Source organism: Streptomyces sp. NPDC017991 (genome assembly GCF_044328075.1).
In the GTDB taxonomy this organism is placed as follows: Bacteria; Actinomycetota; Actinomycetes; order Streptomycetales; family Streptomycetaceae; genus Streptomyces.
The window spans coordinates 343,498-357,151 of record NZ_JBIRGP010000004.1 but is presented as its reverse complement, the minus strand read 5'-3'; the positions used below and the strand labels follow the sequence as shown (position 1 = coordinate 357,151).

Sequence of the window (13,654 nt, the reverse complement as noted above, 5' to 3'; positions counted from 1 at the left end):
TCACACCCCCTCCGTCGCGGAAGCCGTCACTGACGCCGTCGCGGACGCCGTCGCTGACACGGGTGCGGTGTGCAGGGTGCCGCCCCGGACGAGACCGAGCAGGAAGTCGCGGTCCGGTGCGGGCAGGGTGTCGAGGTCCACGGGGCGGCGCAGGGCCTCGCGCCACACACGGGACGCGTGACGGTTGAGCTTCAGACAGGACCGTGCCGGTCCGGCGAGCGGCACGTAGACATGACCTGCCTGGTCCAAGTAGGGCAGTTCCGAGGTGATGCGCTGCATCGACGGGCTCTCCGGGGTCCGGCACGACAGAACTCGGGGGCCGGGGCCCCGGCTTCTCGCACACCGGGGCCCCGAGGGAACGGTCAGGGAACAGCGGTCAGGGATCAGGCGTAGATCTTGCCGAGCATCTTGGTGTAGCTGGCGCCGCCGAGGCTCACGATGTCCGCCTCGGGGGTCTCGACCTCGTCGAACCCTGCGATCTCCAGTTCGTCATGGGTGCGCTCGGTGAGCGACTTGCGGACCGGCTTGTGCTGGTTCTCCGCGCTACGGGCCATCGTTGGTCTTCCTCTCGTCCGGCCCCGGGCATCCTGGGGCCCCTCCCAGGTCGCCCCGGAAGCGGGGAGACCTCGTGCTGGAGGAGCGTGCTGGGAGGGGCACTTCGCGGTCAATGAGGTGTATGGCCGGTAAGTGACGTCACGCTGCGCGACTGTGGGGAGCGTGCGGAGGGGGCGCGGTCAGCGTCGGGGCAGTGCCCGCACGGCGGTGGCGATCAGGGCCCGATTCCGCCACGCTTCGGTTACTGAAGGTCACGACAGGCGCGTACTGTCCGGAACTCTACGTCCCGGGAAAAACCCTTATCACCCGTATGGGCGCAGTCGCGGGTTCACTCGTCGTCATCGCCTATCCATGCCACTGTGTGCCTCATGGCAAGCGAGTCAGGCGAGACAGGCGAGTCGGACGAACTCGACGGCAGTCGTGGCGACCTCGCCGCCGTCACGCCCGGTGAGGCAGCAGCCGCCCGGGAGCGCGCCTTCTGGGAGAGCCGTCGCCGGTACCAGGAGCTGGACGACGACGAGGCCGGGCGTCGTGAGAAGCGCCGCCTCAGCAAGGAGTCCCGGCGTATGAACCTGGAGGTGCGCATGCACCGCTACGCCCGGAGCCACGACGAGGGCCCGGCCCCGGCCGACCTACGGCTCCCGCCGCTCCCGCCCCTCCCGCCACGTGTGGACGAGGGCGAGGACGAGAACGAGCGGCCCGGCCGGTGAACGGCTGTGGGGCGGTGCCACCTCGTCCAGAGGTGGCACCGCCCCACAGATGCGTGACGTCGGTCGGCGCGGCCCGGACGGACGGGCCTACTTCGCCGGGTTCACCGGCTTGCGCACCGAGAGGTGCAGCTCACGCAGCCGCGTCTCGTCCAGCTCGGTGGGCGCGCCCATCATCAGGTCCTGCGCGTTGCCGTTCAGCGGGAACGCGATGGTCTCCCGGATGTTCGGCTCGTCGGCGAGGAGCATGACGATGCGGTCGACGCCGGGGGCGATACCGCCGTGCGGAGGGGCGCCGAAGCGGAACGCGCGCAGCATGCCCGCGAACTGCTCCTCGACGGTGTCCCGGTCGTAGCCCGCGATCTCGAAGGCCTTGAGCATGATCTCCGGCTCATGGTTCCGGATGGCGCCGGAGGACAGCTCGACACCGTTGCAGACGATGTCGTACTGCCAGCCCAGGATGTCCAGCGGGTCCTGGGTCTCCAGGGCCTCCAGACCGCCCTGCGGCATCGAGAACGGGTTGTGCGAGAAGTCGATCTTCCCGCTCTCCTCGTCCTTCTCGTACATCGGGAAGTCGACGATCCAGCAGAAGCGGAAGACGCCCTCTTCGAAGTGCCCGGCGCGCTTGGCGGTCTCGACGCGTACCGCGCCCATGATCTTGGAGACCTCGTCGAACTCGCCCGCGCCGAAGAACACCGCGTGGCCGGCCGCGAGCGACAGGCGCTTCGTCAGCTCGGCGACGTTCTCCTCGGTCAGGAACTTGGCGATCGGGCCCGTCAGAGAACCGTCCTCGGCCACCCGCACCCAGGCCAGGCCCTTCGCGCCCTGCGAGACCGCGTAGTCCCCGAGCTGGTCGAAGAACTTGCGGGACTGCGCGGCCACGTCCGGCACCGGCAGGGCCCGTACGTGCTTGCCCGCGAAGGCCTTGAACTCCGAGCCCTCGAAGATGTCGGTGATGTCGACGAGCTCCAGCTGGGCCCGCAGGTCCGGCTTGTCGGAGCCGTACTTCAGCATCGACTCGCGGAACGGGATCCGCGGGAAGGGGGAGGTGACGTTCCGGCCGTTGCCGAACTCCTCGAACAGCTCGGTCATGAGCTTCTCGATCGGCTGGAAGACGTCCTCCTGCTCGACGAAGGACATCTCCACGTCGAGCTGGTAGAACTCGCCCGGCGAGCGGTCCGCGCGGGCGTCCTCGTCACGGAAACAGGGCGCGATCTGGAAGTACCGGTCGAAGCCCGAGATCATCAGCAGCTGCTTGAACTGCTGCGGGGCCTGCGGCAGGGCGTAGAAACGGCCCGGGTTGAGGCGGGAGGGGACCACGAAGTCGCGCGCGCCCTCGGGAGAGGTGGCGCTGAGGATCGGGGTCGCCATCTCGTTGAAGCCCAGCGTCGTCATCTTGTGCCGGATGGCGGAGATGACCGACGTGCGCAGCAGGATGTTGCGGTGCATGCGCTCGCGGCGCAGGTCGAGGAAGCGGTACTCCAGGCGCCGCTCCTCGTTCACCCCGTCCTCGGTGTTGATCGTGAAGGGCAGCGGGGCGGCGGCGCCGAGCAGCTCGACCTCGCTCACCTCGACCTCGATCTCACCGGTCGGCAGCTCCGTGTTCACGTTCTCCGCGCCGCGGGAGACGACCTTGCCGTCGACCCGGACGGTGGACTCCTTGGAGACCTTGTCGAGGGCCTCGTACGCGGGGGTGCCGGGGCGGGCGACGAGCTGCGTGATGCCGTAGTGGTCGCGCAGATCGATGAAGAGGATGCCGCCCAGGTCTCGCCGATTGTGCAGCCAGCCGCTCAGCCGGACGTCGGTGCCGACGTCAGAGGCGCGGAGCTCGCCGCAGGTGTGGGACCTGTACCGATGCATCGTCGTTCATCCAGTCTTAGCGGTCGGGGACATGTTTCACGTGAAACACGTGCAAGCGTACCGGCCGCCCCGTGATCGCCGTCCGCAATAGTTCGCAGGGCCGCGGTGGCACCCTTCGTTCACCTGTTCATACAGTGGGTCAATGCGCACAGGTGATCCCCTTCCGTCCGTGGGGGATGTCCTCGTCACCCTCGCCACCGGCCTGTGGAGGTGGGACGACGCCGCCGGGAAGGTCACTCTCGATGCCGAGGCCTCCCGGCTTCTCGGCCTGCTCTCGCAGCCGACCGTGCTGACGGAGGCAGGCGTACGGGCCCGTTTCCACCCTGTCGACTGGAACGAGGTCAACGGCGTCGTCCAGCTCGCCGCCGCCGAGGGAACGCTCGCCGAGCTGCGGCTGCGGGTCATGGACGTCCAGGGCCGCGTGCTCCGTACCGTACGCAGCCGTTCCAAGCCCTCGATCGACCCGAACACCGGGGCGTACCAGCTGATCGGCACCCTCCAGGAGGTCACCGAGCCGTCGCCGGGCGCCGCGGCGCGTACGCCCGTGACCGGTGACTGGCGGCGCTCACGCGAGGCGTTCCTGCTGGACGCGGGGCGCGCGCTGGCCGAGGCACGGAACACGGAGGAAGTGCTGCGGGTCGCGGCCGGCCTGTCGATGCCCGGATTCTCGCCGGACGGACTCGCGGTCTTCGGCGCGGAGGCCGACCGGCTCACCGTCATCGGCCACTTCGGGCAGCAGCCGGGTGACGAGGAGCCGTTCTCGCACATGCCGCTGGAGACGGACTATCCGGCCGCGGAGGTCGTCCGCACCGGTCGCGCGGTCTATCTGTCCTCCCCGGACGACTACCGCGGCCGCTATCCGGCCGCCTGGCCGCTCGCCGAGGGCTTCGGCCGGGAGTCCTGGGCGTTTCTGCCGCTCACGGTGGCGGGGCGCACGATGGGCGCGTGGATGGCGGCCTTCACGTATCCGGTCACCTTCACGCCCGACGAGCGGTCCGTGCTGACGACGGTGGCGCGGATGCTGGCGCAGGCCCTCTCGCGGGCCGGGGTCGCCGAGTCCGAGCGGGAACTCACCGACGGGCTCCAGCGCTCGATGCTGCCCACCCTGGGGCCGAAGATCCCCGGCATGAGCGTCGCCGCCCGGTACGTGCCCACGGGCGGCGGGCTCCAGGTGGGTGGCGACTGGTACGACATGATCCCGCTGCCCGGCGGCACCTCGCGGACCAGTCCCGGGGGCGGTCGCTTCGCGCTGGTCATCGGCGACGTCCAGGGCCACGACGTACGCGCGGCGGGGCTGATGGGCCAGCTGCGGATCGCGCTGCGGGCGTACGCCTCGGAGGGGCACCGCCCGGACGCGGTCCTCTCCCGCGCCTCACGCTTCCTGTACGGGATCACCTCCGACGACGAGATCGCGGACCTGCGCTTCGCGACCTGCCTGTACGTGGAGGTGGATCCGGAGAGCGGGGTGCTGGAGATAGCCAGGGCCGGGCATCCGGACCCGGCGATACGCATGGCGGACGGGACCGTGCTGACCCGGCCCACCGCGGGCGGACTGCCGCTGGGCATCGACCCGGACGCCGACTATCCGACGACGCGGCTCGTGCTGGAGCCCGGCGAGACGATGCTGATCTGCACGGACGGGCTGATCGAGACCGGCGGGCACGACCTGGAGACCGGCTGGCTCAGGATCCGCAAGATCCTGGAGAGCCACGACGGCGACATGGAGGTGCTCGCCGACGCGCTGGTCCGGGCCGTGCACGGGCCCTCCTCGCACCACACGACAGGTCCCCTGGCGGACCGGCGCGAGGACGACATCGCGGTGCTGCTGCTGTGCCGGGCGGGGGAGGAGGGCTGTGATCCCGACGCCTCGGTGACCACGCGGACCACCGTACGGCGCACCATGCTGACCGTCGCGCAGGCCGAGCCCCAGAAGGTCGCGCTGGCACGGCAGCAACTGCGGGAGTTCCTGCACGACTGGCCCACCGTCGACCAGGTCGACTCGGCGGTCCTGCTGGTCTCCGAGATGGTCACGAACGTACTCGTCCACACGGACGCGGACGCGCTCCTCGTCGCCGAGATGACGGGCACCGCGGGCGCCCGCCGGATACGGATCCAGGTGACGGACGGCAGCGACGACCTCCCCCACCGGCGCCACCCGGGCGAACTGGCGTCCTCCGGCCGGGGCCTGGTCCTCACCGAACTGCTCGCCGACGCGTGGGGGGTCGACCCGCGGGGCGAGGGCAAGAGCATCTGGTTCGAGCTGTACGAGGACGGTGCGGGGGCCGACGGGGAGACGGGCGGCGTATGACGAGAGGGGCCCCGTCCGGTGCGGACGGGGCCCCTCTCGTCGTTCCCGGTGAGCTCTAGAGCCCGCCCTCCGACATGCCGTGCACCGCCGGGACCGTGCCCAGGCGGCCCTTCTGGAAGTCCTCGAAGGCCTGCTGGAGCTCGTCACGGGTGTTCATCACGAACGGGCCGTAGTGGGCCATCGGCTCACGGATCGGGCGACCGCCCAGGATGACGACCTCCAGGTCCGGAGTGTTCGCGTCCTGCTTCTCGTCCGCGCGGATCGTGAGCGAGGAACCCTCGCCGAAGACGGTCGTCTGCCCCGTGTGGACCGGACGACGCTCCGCTCCGACACTGCCGCGGCCGGCCATCACGTACGCGAGGGCGTTGAAGTCCTCGCGCCACGGAAGGGTCAGCTCGGCGCCCGGCGTGACGGTCGCGTGGACCATGGTGATCGGCGTGTGCGTGATGCCGGGACCCTCGTGCCCGTCCAGCTCACCGGCGATGACCCGCAGGAGCGCGCCGCCGTCGGCGGTGCTGAGCAGCTGGACCGAACCACCGCGGATGTCCTGGTAGCGCGGCGCCATCATCTTGTCCTTGGCCGGCAGGTTCACCCACAACTGGAGCCCGTGGAAGAGACCGCCCGACACGACGAGCGACTCCGGCGGGGCCTCGATGTGCAGCAGGCCCGAGCCCGCCGTCATCCACTGGGTGTCGCCGTTGGTGATCGTGCCGCCGCCGCCGTTGGAGTCCTGGTGGTCGAAGACGCCGTCGATGATGTAGGTCACGGTCTCGAAGCCGCGGTGCGGGTGCCAGGGCGTGCCCTTCGGCTCTCCCGGCGCGTACTCCACCTCACCCATCTGGTCCATCATGATGAACGGGTCGAGATGGCGGTAGTTGATCCCGGCGAACGCGCGTCGGACCGGGAAGCCCTCACCCTCGAAACCGCTCGGCGCGGTGGTCACGGTGAGCACGGGACGGGCGACGGCCTCTGCCGATGCCGCCACACGGGGCAGGGTCAGCGGGTTCTCGACGGTCACTGCAGGCATGTCGGTACCTCCTTGTGCTCGGAGTTTAGTTGAACGTAGAACTTCTTGCCACCCGGAACGCGGAACGCCTGGAGGGAATTCCCTCCAGGCGTCCTGGCGTGGCTGGGGTGAGGTGGGCGGGTACGGGTGTCCTGTGGCTGGTCGCGCAGTTCCCCGCGCCCCTTCTGGGGCGCGGCTCACAACGCACCCGGACCACCCCGAGCCCGCCGGGCCCACCGGCGAAGGACTCAGCCGTACATCCGGCGCATCGCGAAGTCCACCATCTGCTCGACCGCCTTCGCGTCGAAGACGATGCGGTGCTCACCCTCCATGTCGAGGACGAAGCCGTACCCCGTCGGAAGCAGGTCGATCACCTCGGCCCCGGTGATCACGAAGTACTTGGACTCCTTGCCCGCGTACCGGCGCAGCTCCTTGAGCGAGGTGAACATCGGGATGACGGGCTGCTGCGTGTTGTGCAGCGCCAGGAACCCGGGATTGTCGCCCCGCGGGCAGTAGACCTTGGACGTGGCGAAGACCTGCTGGAAGTCCTCGGGGGTCAGCGACCCCGTGGTGAACGCGCGCACCGCGTCCGCGAGCGACGGCGGCGACGGCTCCGGGTAGAGCGGCGGCTGCTGGCCGTACCCGCCGACCCCGCCGACCCCACCGGGCATCTGCTGCTGCGGCGGCGGCTGGGACTGCGCGTACTGCTGCTGCCCCGGTCCCACGTTCTGGTCATAGCCGTACATGGGGGCAAGAGTACCGACGGCACGGGGGCCCAAGGTCGCCACTGGCGGATTTCCTCGAACAGGTGGCGGACCCGTCGACTCGCAGCCGAATGTAGACCCTGCTCACACTTGGGCAAACAGGGGTTGCTTCTTATTACCGACGGGTAGCATCATCGTAGCTACTAGTTGGTACGTGAACCAGATGCGCACCGGACTGGCACCACGTAGCCCGAACCAGGTACGAGGAATCACCACCTCCCCGATCCCTTAACGGAGCCGTCGCCATGGGGCACTACAAGTCGAATCTCCGCGACATCGAGTTCAACCTCTTCGAGGTACTCGGGCGCGACAAGCTGTACGGCACCGGCCCGTTCGCGGAGATGGACACCGAGACCGCCAAGAGCATCCTCGAAGAGCTGACCCGCCTCTCGGAGAACGAGCTGGCGGAGTCCTTCACGGACGCCGACCGCAACCCGCCGGTCTTCGACCCGGAGACCAACACCGCGCCCGTGCCGGCGTCCTTCAAGAAGTCCTACCAGGCCTTCATGGACTCCGAGTACTGGCGGCTCGGCCTGCCCGAGGAGATCGGCGGCACCACCGCTCCCCGCTCCCTGATCTGGGCGTACGCGGAGCTGATCCTCGGCGCGAACCCGGCGGTCTGGATGTACTGCTCGGGCCCCGCGTTCGCGGGCATCCTCTTCGAAGAGGGCAACGAGGTCCAGAAGCACATCGCGAAGATCGCCGTGGACAGGCAGTGGGGCTCCACCATGGTGCTCACCGAGCCGGACGCCGGTTCGGACGTCGGCGCCGGCCGCACCAAGGCGGTCCAGCAGGAGGACGGCTCCTGGCACATCGAGGGCGTGAAGCGCTTCATCACGTCCGGTGAGCACGACATGTCGGAGAACATCCTCCACTACGTGCTTGCCCGCCCCGAGGGCGCGGGACCCGGCACCAAGGGCCTGTCCCTCTTCCTCGTACCGAAGTACGAGTTCGACTTCGAGTCCGGCGAGCTGGGCGAGCGCAACGGCGTGTACGCGACGAACGTCGAGCACAAGATGGGCCTCAAGGCCTCCAACACCTGCGAGATGACGTTCGGCGACCGCCACCCCGCCAAGGGCTGGCTCGTCGGCGACAAGCACGACGGCATCCGCCAGATGTTCCGCATCATCGAGTTCGCCCGCATGATGGTCGGCACGAAGGCGATCTCCACGCTCTCCACGGGCTACCTGAACGCGCTGGAGTACGCCAAGGAGCGCGTCCAGGGTCCCGACCTCGCGCAGTTCATGGACAAGACCGCGCCCAAGGTCACCATCACGCACCACCCGGACGTGCGCCGCTCGCTGATGACGCAGAAGGCGTACGCGGAGGGCATGCGCGCGCTGGTGCTGCACACCGCCGCGATCCAGGACGAGATCCAGGTCAAGGAGGCCGAGGGCGAGGACGCCACCGCCCTCGAAGCGCTCAACGACCTGCTCCTGCCGATCGTGAAGGGCTACGGCTCCGAGAAGGGCTACGAGCAGCTCGCCCAGTCGCTGCAGACCTTCGGCGGCTCCGGGTTCCTCCAGGAGTACCCGATCGAGCAGTACATCCGCGACGCGAAGATCGACACGCTGTACGAGGGCACGACCGCGATCCAGGGCCAGGACTTCTTCTTCCGGAAGATCGTCCGCAACCAGGGCGCGGCGCTGAACTCGCTCGCCGAGGACATCAAGAAGTTCCTGGCGCTCGGCACCGGCGGCGAGGAGCTGTCCGGCGCCCGTGAGCACCTCGCCAAGGCAGCCGTCGAGCTGGAGGCCATCGTCGGCCTGATGCTCACCGACCTCGCGGCGACCGAGCAGGACGTCAGGAACATCTACAAGGTCGGGCTGAACACCACCCGCCTGCTGATGGCCTCCGGTGACGTCGTCGTCGGCTACCTGCTCCTGAAGGGCGCGGCCGTCGCCGCCGAGAAGCTCCAGACGGCCTCGGCGAAGGACCGCGCGTTCTACACCGGCAAGATCGCGGCGGCCACGTTCTTCGCCGCGAACGTCCTGCCGGGCGTCACCGGCGCGCGCAAGCTCGCCGAGGCGGTCGAGCTGGACCTGATGGACCTGGACGAGTCGTCGTTCTGACCGGGACCACAGGCTGAAGGGGAACTGCGGGGCGCAGCCCCCGCCGTTCCCCTTCAGGGGCGCGGGGAACTGCGCGACCAGCCACACGCGACCCGCACCCGACAACACGCGCCCCCGGGCAGGGGCGCAGCCCCGCCCTTCAGGGGCGCGGGGAACCGCGCGGCCAACCCCCACCGGCCGGCACCCGACCAGGCAACCCCACCCCTTCCCGGCCGGAGGGCCCGTTCCCGTCCCCGGGAGCGGGCCCTCGTACGTCGTTAAGGTGAACCCATGCGCACACCGCCCCGCTTCGACCGCGGACACACCGACGACCTCATGTCCTTCCTGGCGGCGAGCCCGTCCCCGTACCACGCGGTGGCGAACGCCGCCGAGCGGCTGGAGAAGGCCGGCTTCCGCCAGGTCGCGGAGACCGACGCGTGGGACGGGACCACGGGCGGCAAGTACGTGCTGCGCGGCGGCGCGATCGTGGCCTGGTACGTGCCGGAGGGCGCCGAGCCGCACACCCCGTACCGCATCGTCGGAGCGCACACCGACTCCCCCAACCTGCGCGTGAAGCCGCGCCCCGACAACGGCGCGCACGGCTGGAGACAGGTCGCGGTCGAGGTCTACGGCGGTCCGCTGCTCAACTCCTGGCTCGACCGCGACCTCGGACTGGCCGGACGGCTGTCGCTGCGGGACGGTTCGACACGGCTCGTGAACATCGACCGCGCGCTGCTGCGGGTGCCGCAGCTCGCCATCCACCTGGACCGTTCCGTCACCGCCGAGGGCCTCAAGCTCGACAAGCAGCGGCATCTGCAGCCCGTCTGGGGCCTCGGCGACGACGTGCACGACGGCGATCTGATCCGCTTCCTGGAGCAGGAGGCCGGAATCTCCGAGGGCCAGACCATCGGCTGGGACCTGATGGTCCACTCGATCGAACCGCCCGCCTACCTGGGCCGCGACAAGGACCTCGTCGCGGGCCCGCGCATGGACAACCTGCTGTCCGTACACGCCGGTACGGCGGCGCTGGCGGCCGTGGCCACCTCCGAGGAGGCCCTGCCGTACCTCCCGGTCCTCGCGGCGTTCGACCACGAGGAGAACGGCTCGCAGTCCGACACGGGAGCGGACGGCCCGCTGCTCGGCAGCGTGCTGGAACGTTCGGTCTTCGCGCGCGGAGGGTCGTACGAGGACCGGGCGCGCGCGTTCGCCGGCACCGTCTGTCTCTCCTCCGACACGGGCCACGCCGTGCACCCGAACTACGCGGAGCGGCACGACCCGACGCACCACCCGCGCGCGGGCAAGGGCCCGATCCTCAAGGTGAACGTCAACAACCGCTACGCCACGGACGGTTCGGGCCGTGCGGTCTTCGCCACGGCCTGCGACAAGGCCGGCGTGCCCTTCCAGACCTTCGTCTCCAACAACTCCATGCCCTGCGGCACGACCATCGGGCCCATCACCGCGGCCCGCCACGGCATCAAGACGGTCGACATCGGCGTGGCCATCCTGTCGATGCACAGCGCCCGCGAACTGTGCGGCGCGGACGACCCGTTCCTGCTGGCGAACGCCTTGGTGGCGTTCCTGGAGGGCTAGGGCGGCGGCGGACGGGGGACCTGCCCGGCACCTCCTTGAACCTGTTCATGACAGCTCTCTCCGGCTTACGATGCCTCCTTGATCAGCTTGTCCACGGGGGGACTTGACATGAGACAGCTGTACGCGAAGCGGCGATCCCTGGTGCTCGCCTGCGCGTCGGTCGCGGCCGGGTTGCTGCTGGGGACGGTACCGACGGCGTCCGCGGCCACGGCGGCGCCCGAACTGGTGGCCGCGGGCGGCTCCGGCGAACCGTCCAGCGGACTGCTCTCGGTCACCGCACGGTCCGACAGCCCGATCACCGCCATCACCGCCCACCTCTACGCCTCGGACGCCTCGAACGGCTCCGGCGGCTCCGGCGGCCTCGAAGAGGTCGCGACGGTCGACGACTTCCACCTCGGCTCCGGAAGCGACACGGACGGCCGCTGGGCGACGACGACACCGTTGCGCCTCGCCGAACTCGACACCTACCGCGTCGTCGTGGACCTCACCGACGCCGACGGGGACACGTCCTCGACACAGAGCACCACCGGATTCCCGTACTGGCGCACGGCGAACCTGCTCGACTTCGAGGTCACGCCCGAACACCCGGACCACAGCCACCAGGAGGTGTCCGTCTCCGGCCGGTACACGGTCACCGATCCCCGTACGGGCCTGACGGCCCCCGCGGCCGACAGCGACGTCCGGCTCATCACCTCGAACTGGGGCTCTCCCGTCCCGCTCCGCACGGACACCGACGGCCGGTTCACCTATGCGTACACCCATACGTACGACGGCTGGGGCCTCGTCACTCCGGACCTCGACCTGACCCCGCCCGGGCAGCAGAACGGCGCCACGGCCTACGTCACACCGGTCCGGTCGACCACGCGGGTGCTGCTCGACACCGACGAACTGAGCACCGTCGAGGGCGAGCCCGTGACCGTCTCGGGCCGTGCGGAGGTGATGGGCGAGGACGACTGGGAGCCGCTGGCCGGAGCCACCGTCCGGGCCCTGTGGGACAGCGACTCGGGCGCCGCCGTGACACGGCCCGTCACCGACTCCGAGGGCCGGTTCTCCGGCGAACTGCTGATGCCCCGCTCGGGAACGGCGCAGGTACGGGTCCTCGGCGGCACGTATCTCGACGCCAGTGGGGAGGAGCCGCTGAGGGTGAACGTCGCCCGCGCCACCTCCATCGGCTCGTTCACCGTGTCCGTCGGCAAGGACTCCCGGCTCACCGCTCAGGGGCGCCTGTACACCGGTGAGAGCACGCCCTCGGAGGACGACAACAAGGTGCGGATCCGGTACTGCGCCGACGGCGCCACCGGCTGGACCACGGTGGCCACGGTCGTACCCGGCTCCGCCGATCCCGAGGAAGGCGCCCTGTTCCAGGGCACGTTCACCGCCCCCGCCGGGCAGGGGCACTACCGGGCCGAGTTCGAGGGCAGCCCCAACTGGCAGGCCGCGTCCAGCGAATCGGTCCTCGTCACCGTTCCCTGACGTCCCGTCCTCCCGCGCATGGAAGGGCCGGGTCCGGGTACCCGCACGGGGCCCGGGGCCGTACGGTCTCCGGGCCCGGCACGAGACCGTGCGCAACAGGAGGCGACAACCATGGGCCTTGGCGGATGCATCATTCTGATCGCCGCAGGGGCGATCCTCACCTTCGCGACCGACTGGGACATGCAGGGGGTCAACCTCGACCTGGTCGGCGTCATCTTCATGATCGTCGGCCTGATCGGCGTGGCGACCTTCAGCAGCATCGCCAGGCGTCGGCGGGCCGTGGTGCCCCCGCCGACCACCACGGTGATCGACGACCAGCGTCACCACAACCACAGCGGCTACAGCGACGGCTACGGCGGCTGACCGGCGTACGCGTCATCTGATAACCGTCACCGGATATCCGTCACCTGATATCCGTCCAGACCCAGCGCGCCGGAACTGAGCAGGACCTGGCTCAGCTCGCCGTCGCTGGGGAGGCCGCCGGCGACCCTGAACGACCCGTCGGCGTCGGGGACTTCTGAGCGCCTTCGATTACCGTGCGGTCACCCTGGGAACGGACGGTATGTCCGGGTCGGGCGGCGCGCAGACCGGTTCCGGCTCCCGCGATCGCGATCGCGATCGCCCGATCATGGTGCCGCCGGACTCGGTACGGGCAGGTCGAACCAGACCGCCTTGCCCTCCGGGTGGGTCTGCCCGCCGTACGGGATGTCCGGACCGTGGCCCCAACGGCCCTCCGTGAGGCTGTCCACCAGGTAGAGGCCCCGGCCACCGCCCCGCTCCCACGCCTCGGCCGACAGTTCTCTTATCACCGGCGGGTTCTCGTCCCCGTCGTACACCACCACCCGCACCTTCCCCTCCTCCACCGCCAGCCACAGCACGGTGCCGTCGCCTTTGGCGTGCACGCAGGCGTTGGTGACGAGTTCGGAGGTGCAGAGGATCGCGTCGTCCACGAGGGCGCGGTCCAGTTCCAGGACGCGCAGGACGGTGGCGACGAACTCGCGGGCGACGTGGGGGGAGGTGTCGCGAGGCGGGCAGATGAGGGTGTACGAGTCGCTCTTCGTGAACCCGGATCTCCCCGAGGAGGAACGCGAGATACGCGTCTCGTTCCGGATGCGTCGCCAGCAGGTCCTTGAGTCGGGGACGCCGTACAACGTGATCGTCCACGAAGCCGCACTACGGATGCGCGTCGGCGGCTCCAAAGTCACCGGGGCTCAACTCGCCCATCTCCTTGAGGCATCGGAGAGGGAATCACTCACTCTTCGTGTCATCCCCTTCGCCACAGAGGACTTCGCGGGCGCGGGCCTTGCCGTGCAGCACTAGTCGTCCCGCAATTGCACACT

Annotated in this window: 13 protein-coding genes; 7 read left to right on the top strand and 6 right to left on the bottom strand. The window is 69.7% G+C overall.

The annotated features are described in order from the left end of the window. Complete coding sequence (locus ACH4DZ_RS14345) at positions 1-279, bottom strand: hypothetical protein (protein WP_398287367.1); 279 nt, start codon at positions 277-279, stop codon at positions 1-3. Positions 280-383: 104 nt separating this feature from the next. Beyond that, positions 384-554 carry a hypothetical protein gene (locus ACH4DZ_RS14340; RefSeq protein ID WP_398287366.1) on the bottom strand — a complete coding sequence of 57 codons (171 nt, stop codon included), beginning with the start codon at positions 552-554 and terminating at the stop codon, positions 384-386. Positions 555-923: 369 nt separating this feature from the next. Between ACH4DZ_RS14340 and ACH4DZ_RS14335 the strand changes: the two genes are divergently transcribed. After that, positions 924-1,265, top strand: a complete 342-nt coding sequence (locus tag ACH4DZ_RS14335) for a hypothetical protein (RefSeq protein WP_398287365.1) — start codon at positions 924-926, stop codon at positions 1,263-1,265. A gap of 87 nt (positions 1,266-1,352) precedes the next feature. Here the strand turns inward: ACH4DZ_RS14335 and aspS are convergent, their stop codons facing one another. Next, on the bottom strand, positions 1,353-3,122 hold the full coding sequence (gene aspS / locus ACH4DZ_RS14330; RefSeq protein WP_398287364.1) for an aspartate--tRNA ligase: 1,770 nt from the start codon (positions 3,120-3,122) through the stop codon (positions 1,353-1,355). Between the two features lie 142 nt (positions 3,123-3,264). Here aspS and ACH4DZ_RS14325 point away from each other — a divergent pair, with 142 nt between their 5' ends. After that, positions 3,265-5,430, top strand: coding sequence for a SpoIIE family protein phosphatase (locus tag ACH4DZ_RS14325; protein ID WP_398287363.1), 2,166 nt, complete (start codon positions 3,265-3,267; stop codon positions 5,428-5,430). Between the two features lie 55 nt (positions 5,431-5,485). On the opposite strand, the gene ACH4DZ_RS14320 is transcribed toward ACH4DZ_RS14325, so the two are convergent. Both ACH4DZ_RS14320 and ACH4DZ_RS14315 read right to left on the bottom strand, forming a co-directional pair. Further along, complete coding sequence (locus ACH4DZ_RS14320) at positions 5,486-6,457, bottom strand: pirin family protein (RefSeq protein ID WP_398287362.1); 972 nt, start codon at positions 6,455-6,457, stop codon at positions 5,486-5,488. A 227-nt stretch (positions 6,458-6,684) separates the two neighbouring features. Next, positions 6,685-7,182 (bottom strand): SseB family protein, encoded by a 498-nt coding sequence (locus ACH4DZ_RS14315; protein ID WP_055517152.1) that lies wholly within the window; start codon positions 7,180-7,182, stop codon positions 6,685-6,687. Between the two features lie 263 nt (positions 7,183-7,445). Here ACH4DZ_RS14315 and ACH4DZ_RS14310 point away from each other — a divergent pair, with 263 nt between their 5' ends. The 4 genes from ACH4DZ_RS14310 to ACH4DZ_RS14295 all read left to right on the top strand — a co-directional run bounded on the left by ACH4DZ_RS14310 (position 7,446) and on the right by ACH4DZ_RS14295 (position 12,677). Continuing rightward, complete coding sequence (locus tag ACH4DZ_RS14310) at positions 7,446-9,272, top strand: acyl-CoA dehydrogenase (protein WP_398287361.1); 1,827 nt, start codon at positions 7,446-7,448, stop codon at positions 9,270-9,272. Positions 9,273-9,542: 270 nt separating this feature from the next. After that, positions 9,543-10,841, top strand: coding sequence for a M18 family aminopeptidase (locus ACH4DZ_RS14305; RefSeq protein WP_398287360.1), 1,299 nt, complete (start codon positions 9,543-9,545; stop codon positions 10,839-10,841). 108 nt (positions 10,842-10,949) lie between these two features. Then, positions 10,950-12,314 carry a hypothetical protein gene (locus tag ACH4DZ_RS14300; protein WP_398287359.1) on the top strand — a complete coding sequence of 455 codons (1,365 nt, stop codon included), beginning with the start codon at positions 10,950-10,952 and terminating at the stop codon, positions 12,312-12,314. A 111-nt stretch (positions 12,315-12,425) separates the two neighbouring features. After that, on the top strand, positions 12,426-12,677 hold the full coding sequence (locus tag ACH4DZ_RS14295; RefSeq protein ID WP_398287358.1) for a DUF6458 family protein: 252 nt from the start codon (positions 12,426-12,428) through the stop codon (positions 12,675-12,677). A gap of 263 nt (positions 12,678-12,940) precedes the next feature. Here ACH4DZ_RS14295 and ACH4DZ_RS14290 read toward each other — a convergent pair whose 3' ends face one another. Then, positions 12,941-13,465 carry an ATP-binding protein gene (locus ACH4DZ_RS14290; protein ID WP_398287357.1) on the bottom strand — a complete coding sequence of 175 codons (525 nt, stop codon included), beginning with the start codon at positions 13,463-13,465 and terminating at the stop codon, positions 12,941-12,943. Between ACH4DZ_RS14290 and ACH4DZ_RS14285 the strand changes: the two genes are divergently transcribed. Then, positions 13,350-13,634 carry a Scr1 family TA system antitoxin-like transcriptional regulator gene (locus tag ACH4DZ_RS14285; RefSeq protein WP_398287356.1) on the top strand — a complete coding sequence of 95 codons (285 nt, stop codon included), beginning with the start codon at positions 13,350-13,352 and terminating at the stop codon, positions 13,632-13,634. The two genes, ACH4DZ_RS14290 and ACH4DZ_RS14285, sit on opposite strands and share 116 nt — an antisense overlap. Positions 13,635-13,654 lie beyond the last annotated feature (20 nt).

What these genes read in the sequence shown, in the direction of transcription:
- ACH4DZ_RS14345 (WP_398287367.1), bottom strand. Translation starts at nt 279, where the DNA reads ATGCAGCGCATCACCTCGGAACTGCCCTACTTGGACCAGGCAGGTCAT.
- ACH4DZ_RS14340 (WP_398287366.1), bottom strand. Translation starts at nt 554, where the DNA reads ATGGCCCGTAGCGCGGAGAACCAGCACAAGCCGGTCCGCAAGTCGCTC.
- ACH4DZ_RS14335 (WP_398287365.1), top strand. Translation starts at nt 924, where the DNA reads ATGGCAAGCGAGTCAGGCGAGACAGGCGAGTCGGACGAACTCGACGGC.
- aspS (WP_398287364.1), bottom strand. Translation starts at nt 3,122, where the DNA reads ATGCATCGGTACAGGTCCCACACCTGCGGCGAGCTCCGCGCCTCTGAC.
- ACH4DZ_RS14325 (WP_398287363.1), top strand. Translation starts at nt 3,265, where the DNA reads ATGCGCACAGGTGATCCCCTTCCGTCCGTGGGGGATGTCCTCGTCACC.
- ACH4DZ_RS14320 (WP_398287362.1), bottom strand. Translation starts at nt 6,457, where the DNA reads ATGCCTGCAGTGACCGTCGAGAACCCGCTGACCCTGCCCCGTGTGGCG.
- ACH4DZ_RS14315 (WP_055517152.1), bottom strand. Translation starts at nt 7,182, where the DNA reads ATGTACGGCTATGACCAGAACGTGGGACCGGGGCAGCAGCAGTACGCG.
- ACH4DZ_RS14310 (WP_398287361.1), top strand. Translation starts at nt 7,446, where the DNA reads ATGGGGCACTACAAGTCGAATCTCCGCGACATCGAGTTCAACCTCTTC.
- ACH4DZ_RS14305 (WP_398287360.1), top strand. Translation starts at nt 9,543, where the DNA reads ATGCGCACACCGCCCCGCTTCGACCGCGGACACACCGACGACCTCATG.
- ACH4DZ_RS14300 (WP_398287359.1), top strand. Translation starts at nt 10,950, where the DNA reads ATGAGACAGCTGTACGCGAAGCGGCGATCCCTGGTGCTCGCCTGCGCG.
- ACH4DZ_RS14295 (WP_398287358.1), top strand. Translation starts at nt 12,426, where the DNA reads ATGGGCCTTGGCGGATGCATCATTCTGATCGCCGCAGGGGCGATCCTC.
- ACH4DZ_RS14285 (WP_398287356.1), top strand. Translation starts at nt 13,350, where the DNA reads ATGAGGGTGTACGAGTCGCTCTTCGTGAACCCGGATCTCCCCGAGGAG.